The organism is Nitrospirae bacterium CG2_30_53_67 (assembly GCA_001873285.1).
In the GTDB taxonomy this organism is placed as follows: Bacteria; CG2-30-53-67; CG2-30-53-67; order CG2-30-53-67; family CG2-30-53-67; genus CG2-30-53-67.
Genome location: MNYV01000057.1, coordinates 1 through 10,102, shown reverse-complemented (window position 1 = coordinate 10,102; position 10,102 = coordinate 1). Strand labels below are relative to the sequence as shown.

General features: G+C 52.2%; 8 protein-coding genes. 6 read left to right on the top strand and 2 right to left on the bottom strand.

Annotated elements, in window-relative coordinates; translation table 11 throughout:
* Positions 1–331: 331 nt before the first annotated feature.
* Positions 332–1,405, bottom strand: coding sequence for a dehypoxanthine futalosine cyclase (locus tag AUK29_03330; protein OIP65094.1), 1,074 nt, complete (start codon positions 1,403–1,405; stop codon positions 332–334).
* Between the two features lie 195 nt (positions 1,406–1,600).
* The gene (locus tag AUK29_03325) at positions 1,601–2,689 is read right to left on the bottom strand and encodes an aminofutalosine synthase MqnE (GenBank protein ID OIP65093.1); all 1,089 of its coding nucleotides are present in this window, start codon (positions 2,687–2,689) and stop codon (positions 1,601–1,603) included.
* A gap of 407 nt (positions 2,690–3,096) precedes the next feature.
* On the opposite strand from AUK29_03325, the gene AUK29_03320 reads away from it, so the two are divergent.
* The 6 genes from AUK29_03320 to AUK29_03295 all read left to right on the top strand — a co-directional run.
* Positions 3,097–3,864: a hypothetical protein gene (locus AUK29_03320; protein ID OIP65092.1), complete on the top strand. Its 768-nt coding sequence runs from the start codon at positions 3,097–3,099 to the stop codon at positions 3,862–3,864.
* 145 nt (positions 3,865–4,009) lie between these two features.
* A complete protein-coding gene (locus AUK29_03315) occupies positions 4,010–4,396 on the top strand; it encodes a glycine cleavage system protein H (protein OIP65091.1) in 387 nt (128 codons plus the stop codon).
* Positions 4,397–4,653: 257 nt separating this feature from the next.
* Positions 4,654–6,051, top strand: coding sequence for a dihydrolipoyl dehydrogenase (locus AUK29_03310; protein OIP65090.1), 1,398 nt, complete (start codon positions 4,654–4,656; stop codon positions 6,049–6,051).
* Positions 6,052–6,343: 292 nt separating this feature from the next.
* On the top strand, positions 6,344–7,366 hold the full coding sequence (locus AUK29_03305) for a hypothetical protein (GenBank protein OIP65089.1): 1,023 nt from the start codon (positions 6,344–6,346) through the stop codon (positions 7,364–7,366).
* A 190-nt stretch (positions 7,367–7,556) separates the two neighbouring features.
* Positions 7,557–8,624, top strand: coding sequence for a hypothetical protein (locus AUK29_03300; GenBank protein ID OIP65088.1), 1,068 nt, complete (start codon positions 7,557–7,559; stop codon positions 8,622–8,624).
* 270 nt (positions 8,625–8,894) lie between these two features.
* Positions 8,895–10,102, top strand: a 1,208-nt coding sequence (locus AUK29_03295) for a hypothetical protein (GenBank protein OIP65087.1), incomplete at its 3' end; no start/stop codon positions are given.

Here is a 10,102-nt window from a genome sequence, read left to right as displayed (position 1 = left end):
TGCCTTGAGCATCCGCTCAACCTCCTCGATATCACTCTTAAGTCTCTTTAACTTCTCATCCCTGATATAACCAAGATCTCCAGCGAGTAATACTTGTGTCTCCAATTCGCAATTTGTAAATCTCCAAGCATAATTGATAAGACTGGGGCCCTTCCTTTAACTCCTTGTAGTGTTTGAGCACTTCACTTGACCCCTGGAATCCTTGACCCCTTGAACCCTTGACTCCTTGACTCCTTGACTCCTTGACTCCTTGACCCCTTGACCCCTCGACCCCTCGACCCCTTGACTCCTTGACTCCTTTCTACCCACCAGATGAAAGAAGTCCCTCTTTTTAAAACCTCTTTAAGATCTGATAGGTCGTATTCCTTTGTGCCGCTTGGAATCCCGCATCCCGGATCAGCCGGATGATTTCCTCGGCGCTCATCCGGTAGGAGACCCCGGTGGCCGAGACCACGTTCTCCTCAATCATGGTGCTTCCGAAGTCATTGGCGCCGAAGAACAGGGCCGCCTGCCCCATCTTGGCCCCCTGTGTGACCCATGAGGCCTGAATGTTGTCAATATTGTCCAGCAGGAGCCGGGAAATGGAGAGGACCCTGAGATACTCCACCCCTGTAACGGTCTCGCCCCCCAGTTCGGTATTCCCAGGTTGATAACTCCACGGGATGAAGGCGGTAAAACCGCCGGTCTCGTCCTGCAGATCCCGGATCCGGATCAGGTGCTGAATCACATCTTCCGGTTCTTCTATGCTTCCGAACATCATGGTGGCAGAAGCCGGGATGCCGAGCCCATGCGCCTCCCTCATGACGTCGAGCCAGATCTTCTGCGAGATCTTGTTGGGGCTGATCCGGGAGCGGACGCGGTCTACGAGGATCTCCGCGCCGCCGCCGGGGATGGAATCGAGTCCTGAGGCCTTCAGCCTGGTCAGCACATCCCGGATGGAGAGATCGGACTGACGGGAGAGATGAACGATCTCAGGGGGAGACAGGGCGTGGATGTGGATTGGGTATCTCGTTTTGATCTCATGGAAGAGTTCTTCGAAGTATTCAATGGAGAGGTCCGGATGAAGCCCCCCCTGCATCAGGATCTGGGTCCCGCCCAGATTCAGGGTCTCCTGGATTTTCCTGAATGTCTCTTCCCGGGAGAGGAGATAGGCGTCCGGGTCTCCTTTGGAGCGGTAGAAAGCGCAGAAACGGCACCGGTTGATGCAGATGTTGGTGTAATTGATGTTCCGGTCTATGATGAAGGTCACGGTCTGGTCCGGGTGTTTCCGGCGCCTGCTCCGCTGCGCCCACTCTCCAAGCGTCAGAAGGTCGGCCTTCTCCAGGAGAAACAACCCCTCCTCTTGGGTAAGGCGTTTTTCTTCCCGGATCTTTTCTTCTATCGCATTTGTAGTGTTCAGGTTCATAGATAAAATTTTACGGCAAATTTAAAATTAAGGTTCTTCTCCCATTTAGTGGGTAAAAAGGGTTCGAGGATTCCAGGGTTCAAGGGGTCAAGTGAAATACTGAAAAGCAAGCAAAATCTCCAGAGAAAAACACTGGAACCCTTGAACCCTGGGACCCTCGGCCCCTTATGTTTTCACCCATTTTTTAGAGATAATCTAATTTTCATTATCATACCGTCTGATCTCGTGATAAAGCGTATCCCGTTCCACAGGAATCTTGCCTGCCTTTTGAATCATCCGGACCAGGGCCTCTCGTGAGAGGACCTCGGAGGTCATGGCCCCGGCGGCATGGGTGATCTTTTCTTCCACAACGGTGCCGTCTATGTCGTCCACACCGAATAGGAGCGAGACCTGCGCGATTTTTTCTCCGAGCATGATCCAGAAGGCCTTGATGTGGCCGAAATTATCCAGGAATATCCGGCTGACCGCCAGGGTTTTGAGATCGTCCAGACCCGTGGTCATTCCGGTTTGGGGGATACGCGTGTTTTCCGGGTGGAAGGCCAAGGGGATAAAGGCCTGGAATCCGCCGGTACGGTCCTGCAGATCCCGGAGCCTTGACATATGATCAACCCGGTCTTTAAGATTCTCCAGATGGCCATAAAGCATGGTGGCGTTGGATTTGAGACCTGCTCCGTGAGCCGCTTCCATGATTTCAAGCCATCGCTCACCTGAGATCTTCTCAGGGCAGATGATTTGCCTGACCTTGGGGCCGAAGATTTCGGCGCCCCCTCCGGGGAGGGATCCGAGACCGGCCTGTTTGAGTTCTCTTAGCAGATCTTCGAGGGGGAGTCCTGTGATCCGGCTGAAATAGTCTATTTCCACGGCGGTGAATGCCTGGATGTGGATATGGGGGAAACGCTGCCGGAGCGCGGAAAGGAGATCCAGGTAATAATCGAAGGGGAGATGGGGGTGCAGCCCCCCCACAATATGAAACTCCGTGGCGCCCTCTGCCGCGCCCAGCTCAGCCCTTTTGATGACCTCGGAGAGATCCATGGTATAGGCATCCGGATCCTTCTCATCCCGGCTGAAGGCGCAGAAGGCGCAGCGGTTCACACAGATATTGGTGTGATTGATGTGGCGGTTGACGATAAAATAAGCGAGGTTCCCGTTTTTGGCCTGGCGCCGGATAGAGGCGATCCTCCCCAGCCTGAGGAGGTCATGGGACTCCATCAGGGCCAATGCCTCGTCAGGGCTGATCCGTTGATCCTCTTCCACCTTGCTCTGAACCATATCCAGAATATCCATAGGTCTCTCTTCAAGAATAAAAAAGATACCATACCTATTGAAAAAGAATCAATGAAAATGGCATGATGCTTGCCGCTCCGGGACTCCGTCCATTAGTGGCCCTATTCGTAAATATGGTGGTATTCGAGTGCCGTAGGGCCGCCTCCTCTGCGTTTCGCTCCTTGCGGCGTACCACAGGGGGTACACCTCAGTCGCGCGCCTTGATGAGACCGCCCTACGACCCTCTCGGTACGCCACCACATTTACGAACAGGACCACTTTGCGCCGCATGACCCGCCTTTCTCTATCCTTGCTGCCTTCGGCAGTTATCACATTTTGGAATCTTGGGTTGACTGAAGTATTGGAGAAGAGGTATGTTTCATAAAAGATTTGTATTTGCTGACAACTGACAACTGACAACTGAATTCATGATCGATATCCACTGCCATATTCTCCCGGGACTGGACGACGGACCTGAGAATTTACAGGAAACCCTCGATATGTGCCGCATGGCCGTTGACCATGGGATTACAACGGTTTTTGCCACCCCGCATATGTTCAACGGTCTCTTTTCAACCAGCAGGGAGTCGATCCTGAATGCCTATGTTAAGACCCGTGAGGCCCTTGAATCTGAAGGGATCCCCTTGAACCTCTATGTCGGCGCTGATTTGCACCTAATTCCCGACATGGTGGAGATGATACAGACAAACCAGGCGCTGACCCTGAATAACAGCCGGTATTTTCTGATGGAACTCCCCTCCATGGTCCTGCCGCCGAAGCTAAACGAGGTGGTCCAGAGGATGATCGGGAGCAGCTTGGTGCCGGTGATCACTCATCCCGAAAGAAATCAGGTGATTTTGAAACGGGAGGAGATCCTTCTTGATCTGCTGGACCAGGGGGCCCTGTGCCAGGTCACGGCCATGAGCCTGACCGGGGAATTCGGCAAGGATTGCGAACGCTTTGCCTGCAGGATGATCGAGGCGGATGCCGTGCATTTCATTGCCTCGGATGCCCATTCTACCGGTTGGAGGAGGCCCGATCTTTCCCCTGCGGTTCGTGCGGCCGGGCAGATCATCGGAGAAACGGGGGCCATGAGGCTGGTCAAGGACTATCCGGAAGCGGTTCTTCGCTGCCAAAGCATAGACCCGGCCCCGGCCAAAAGGCTTCCCAAACCCAAAAGGTTCTGGTTTTTCTAACGGTTTTATCTCAAAATCTTTGTTTTGACTTTCCGGTTTTTTTACACTTGACAGATAAAAACATGTTGTATAAGATCAGCGCGTTTTCAGATTTATTGTTGGTGATCTGGAAGAGGTCTCAACCATTAAAAAGGAGGTGCTGGGGATGTATCCAGAGGATCTGAAATATTCGAAGGACCATACCTGGGTACGAGTTGAGGACGATGAGGGGACGATCGGTATCACGGATTTTGCCCAGGAGAGCTTGGGAGACATCGTCTATGTGGATGTCCCTGAAGAGGAAGATGAATTTGAGGCGGGTGATGAGATGGCAGAGGTGGAATCCACAAAGGCCACCTCTTCGGTGATCGCGCCCGTCAGCGGGACCGTGATCGAGGTCAACGAGGATATCGAGGATTCTCCGGATACGATCAATGAAAGCCCCTACGGGGACGGTTGGATCGTCCGGTTGAAGCTCTCTGATCCATCCGAAATCAAAGTTCTCATGGATGCCGCTGCCTATCAGAAGTTTCTGGAAGAAGAAGGCGAATAGCCCATGTCTTGGCAATGATCAAAAAGGGATTCTCAAAAAGGATCCCTTTTTTTCTGTCATGACGGGAATTTGTAATTTTAGATCATCTCCAAAAGAGTGGATGAAAACATCAGGGGTCAAGGGTTCCAGTGTCTTTCTCTGGAGATTTTGCTTGCGTTTTAGTATTTCACTTGAATCCTTGAACCCTGGAATCCTCGAACCCTTTTTACCCACTAAATGGGAGAAGAACCTAAAAAGATAACGCAAGAGGGAACTGAATGTCTAAACGAATCGTGATGATCGGCGCCGGGCCGGGCGGGTATGTGGCCGCCATCCGGGCCGCGCAGCTTGGAGCGGAAGTAACGGTTGTGGAAGATCAGGAGGTCGGAGGGACCTGCCTGAACTGGGGATGCATCCCGACCAAGGCCCTGGTCTATTCGGCCGAGGCCCTCTCTTTGGTCCGCCATGCCGAGGATTATGGTATAGAGGTCAGCGGGGAGGTCACCTTCAACCTTCAGGCCATCATGGACCGGAAGAACAAGATCGTGGCCACGCAGGTCAAGGGGATCCGCTCGCTCTTCAAGAGCAGCAAGATCCGGCTGTTAGAGGGGAAAGGCTCTCTTGAGGACCGAAAGACCGTGCGGGTCAAACTCCATGACGGGAATGAAGAGAAGGTCTCCGCCGACTGCATCATTCTGGCCACAGGCTCGCGTCCGGCCGATATCCCCGTCTTCCCCTTTGACGGTGGAAAGATCATCTCAAGCGATGAGGCCCTGCTGCTCAAGAAAGTCCCGGAAACCCTGCTCATTATCGGGGCCGGTGTGATCGGCTGTGAGTTCGCCTTTATTCTGAACGCCATGGGGGCCGAGGTGACCATGGTGGAGATGCTGCCCCATGCCGTCTCCCTTGCCGATGAGGAGATTTCCATGCTCCTGGAAAGGGAGTTGAAAAAGAACAAGATCAAACTCCACTGTAATCAGAAGATCCAATCCGTGAAAGAGAGGGCCGGCGGAAAGATGGTCGCCAGCTTGGGGAACGGGGAAGAGCTGGTCTCGGATCAGGTCCTGGTTTCCATAGGACGGGCATTCAATACCGAGGGATTGAACCTTGAAGGCGTGGGTATTGACCGAGGCCCCAGAGGGGAGATCAAAGTCAATGAACGGATGCAGACCAATATCCCTGGGATCTATGCCATCGGTGATGTGGTCGGCGGGATCATGCTGGCGCATGTAGCCTCTGCAGAAGGGATGACCGCCGTGGAAAATGCCATGGGCGGGGATCGGGTCATGGATTATACCGTGGTTCCTTCGGCCATATTCACCATGCCGGAGATCGGCATGGTGGGACTGACCGAGCAGCAGGCAAGGGAACAGGGATATGAAGTCCGGATAGGGAGCTTTCCTTTCCGAGGGCTCGGCAAGTCCCATGCCATGGGAAAGATCACCGGGATGGCCAAGATCATCGCCGATGCCAAGACCGACCGGCTCCTCGGCATGCATATCATGGGCGCACACGCATCGGATCTGGTCCATGAAGGAGCGGTATTGATGAAGATGGGAGGGACGGTGCATGACCTCGGGGAGACGATTCATTCCCATCCCACCCTCTCTGAGGCCGTGATGGAGGCGGCTCACGCCGTTCATGGGGTTTCCATTCATCTTCCAAAAGAAAAATAAGTTCCGAAAAAAGTCTTGACAGCCGCTTCAGGTTTGGGTATGTTACTTCATACTTTCGTAAAAAAATAATAAAATTAAGTATTTATGAGTTTATTCTAATATTAGAATTAACAACTGAAAGAAGTTCAATCCTTTTGGAATCAAGGAACTCTCACTCAAATTATTAAAGAAAGGGGGGAGTCATAAAGCAATGAGTATGAGCAGTAGGAGGGAAATGAGTGGGTTATTTTTGGTATTCATAAAAACTTTATAGGGAGGGAAACTTATGAGACACATTTTTTGGAAGAGTGGTATGGTTTTTTCGGCCGTGTTAGCCCTGGTGGTCTTTCTTGCCTCTTCGGCCATGGCCAAAGACGAATACGGCAGTTTTCAGAAGGTTTTGGAGGCGGATGGGAGTTTTGCTGAGGCTACGGCCGACCTGGAAAAGAGTTTAGCCGGCTCCAAACTTGAACTCATCGGAAAGATGGATATTACGGTTCCGGACAACGCCCAGAAGTGCCGCACCTATGTTCTGACCTCTCCTGCATTCAATCAGGCTGCCTTGGACAACAACCTGTCTTCTGATGCGATTTCAGCTCTGATCATGAGAATCGGGGTCTATGAAGGCGACGGCAAGGTCAACATCAATATCGCCAACCCGGATGCCCTGGCCAATGTTTACTTTGAAGGCGAAAAGAGCAGAGATGCCTTGATGTCCGCTGCGACTGCGGCCAAAAACGAACTTATCCAGGTGATTCAGGCCGTTCCCGGAAAAGTGGTGAACAAACAGCAGGAACCGGTCCGTGGCGCCAGTAAGTACCGCGGGTATAACGGTGACGGCCCGGCCAAGATGATGGCCAAGTGGAGAGACTTCAGAGAGAGCCTCCTGACTGCAAAAGAGATGGAAGGGACCGCGAGCCTCGATTCGATCATGGATGAGTTGAAGAACAACGCCAGCAAGAGCCTTCAGTCCGATCCTGAGAAGGGGTGGAAAGTCGTGGCCGTGAAGAAGTTCAACGATAAAATCGGCTGGATGGGGATCACCAATACCTACACGGAACTCAAATGCGTGAACATCAATTCTGATTTCCGTTTCGGCGACAAGAAAGATAATAACAAATATCCAGGCGTGGATCATGCGCCCGCCCTTCCCCTGGAACTCGTGATTTATCAAGGGAAGAACGGAAAGTGGCAGATCGCCCAGTACGGTGAGATGTGGAGAATGCAGCTCTACTTCTGGGATTCAGGATATGCGGCCTTTGCAAAGAACACCCTGATTCCATCCATCATCTTCTCCGATGTTGAGAATATGGTGACCGGGAAGTCCGGCAAATAGCTGAGTCAGTTCATTAGTTTTATCAAACCCTGCCGGGATTGAACCGGCAGGGTTTTTTTATGGGGAAAGCCATAAACACTCAAAGACACGATTATTTTTTTTTTGCAGCAAGGAAAGCAGGACCAAAATAGTTCCTTGTCAACCTTGGAAGCTTGTGGTAGATTGCATGACGAAATGATAGAGGCCGTCAATGATTCGGGAGGGGTTCATGAGGCATCTCAAATGGTCATGGTTTTACCTGTTCATTCTGATTTTTGGTTTTCAGACGTCACTGTATGCCTTCCTGGATGACTTCCGGAGGGACATCAAAGAGCGGCTCGATCCGGGGCAGAGCTACGGTCTCTACCAGAAGGCTTTGGAGGTGGAGGCTTCTTTTGAGTCCGTCTGTTCAAGAATAGAGACCAATATCAGCCAGTCCGACTGGGAACTGATATCCAACTGGGACCTGGATACGCCCGATATCTGCCGCACCCGGGCGAGAGTCTATCTCATCCACAACGCAGACTATGACCGGGCGGTCCTTGCCAAGGGGCCCCGTCACCTGATCTTTCTTCCGGTCCGGATCGGTGTTTATGAAGAAGGGTCCAAGGTCGTGGTGGTTTTTACCAATCCCGAGTTCCTCACCAAGGTTTTTTTTGCAGACCTTCCTTTTTCGGAACAGGACGAGATGATCGGCCTGGCCAGGGAGGTGAGAGAAGATTTGGTCACCTTCTGCGTCAAGGGGATGGAAGGGACTATTCTCACGCAGCAGCTCCCCCCCATCCGTAATGACCGGGACGTCCGTTTCTTTTGGAGCCGGTTCCTGGACCATCTGGATATCATCAAGACCGTGCCGATCCGCAAGGATTCTACCGCTGTCTTAAAAGACGTCTGTGACCGGATCGTGAAGACTTCATCAAAAAATGAATCCGGATGGAGGGTGGTCTCCCGAACCATGATCCAAGATCAGGCCTGTATCCTCGGGGTGACTCAGAAGAATTCGGAGGATCAGGCATTGAACTACAGCGGTCTGAAGTGGCCGGCCATTCTTAACCGGGACCCCTGCAGCGGCATCTATCATCTGACACAGTTCCCGATCGAGATCCTGATTTTCATCGAAGAGGGCGAGGTCCGGGTCGGGATCCTCGACCAGTTCTGGAGGATGCGCTTCTACCTGTGGGACAATCCGTACAGAACCGGGAGTATCTTTCTTGCCCGGGACCCCAACTTCTCAAGCAGGATCTACAAGTCGCTGCTGCAATTGATCCAGAATCCATAGCTTTTTAATCCATCAAAAAAATATAAATAAATCTTGACATAATCAAATACCTGTTTTATGATTTTTAAAGGTATATGTTTAAGATTCTATCCAACATCTTGAAATAAGAACATTTTTTATGATTTTTCCCTCCATGAAGAGGTGATGAAACGGCTTTATGGAGGAGAGGGAACAGAGAGCAAAGGGGGTGATTATCGGGATAAAAAAAGATCCTGGTTTTCCGAGGGAAAGTTTCTCTATCATTCAAACCCTTAAGAGAGGAGGAAGAACATGAAACGAACCCTTTTTTCCGCAAGTCTCTTTTTATTCCTGTTTTGTTTTACCGCCACATCTTTTGCCACCAATGGTTATCAATTGATGGGTATCGGCTCCACCCAGAAGGGGATGGGGGGCGCCGTGACCGCCGCGCCTGAAGATGCCATGACCGCCATCACCAACCCCGCGGGTATGGCTGTAATCGGTAACCGCGCCGACTTCAATGGAGAGGCCTTTATGCCTGAGCGTTCAGTGGATTTTAAAAAATTAAATTCAGCATTGGGCGGACCCGGAGAGGAGACATCAGGAGGATCTGAACTCTACGGCATCCCCGCCTTCGGGTGGACGGCTCCGGCCTTCGGTCGTGACGATGTCTTCTTCGGAGGCGGCATGTACGCCACGGCCGGTCTGGGTGTGGATTATGATATCATTAATGCCGGCAGCGTGTTCGGCGATGCCGACATGTACTCGTCCATCCAGTTATGGAAGATGGCTCCTACTCTTGCCTGGAAGGTGAACGAGCAACTGGCCCTGGGCGTGAGCCTGGACTTCGACTACCAACAGGTGGAGTTCTACGAGATCTTCGACGCAGCGAGTTTGGCTCTGCCCCGCGCCACCGGAGTTTACGGCGGAGGGGTCTCCCTGGGTGCCATCTACAAGGTCAACGATATGGTGAGCGTGGGCGCCTCTTATATTTCTAAGCAGTGGTTCCCGGACATGAAGTACCGCAACGGTTCCGTAAATAATTTTCCAGACGGGGATAACCTGGCGTACAGCAACGGCGGCACCTATAAGTTGGACATGGACTTTCCCCAGCAGGCCGCCATCGGGATCGCGATCAAGCCTATGGATGCCCTGACCCTGGAAGCGGATGTCAAGTGGATCAACTGGAAGTCTACGCATGACGAGGTCGAGCTGTCCGGAGACTTCACCACGGTGAATACGCTTTCGGGAGCTGTCAACCCGAACGCAAAGAGTATCGATCTTCCCTTCGGCTGGGACAATCAGGTTGTGGTGGCCCTAGGCGCCCGCTATGCGGTCAACAAGGATCTGACCCTGCGTATCGGATACAACTGGGCCGAGTCCCCGATCGACGAAAAGGATGTCTTCAACAATGTCGTCTTCCCGGCTATTGTGGAACAGCATCTAGGCCTGGGTCTCACCTATAATTTGGGGGACCACTGGGCTCTCTCCGGATCCTATATGAAGGCGTTCAAAGAGGA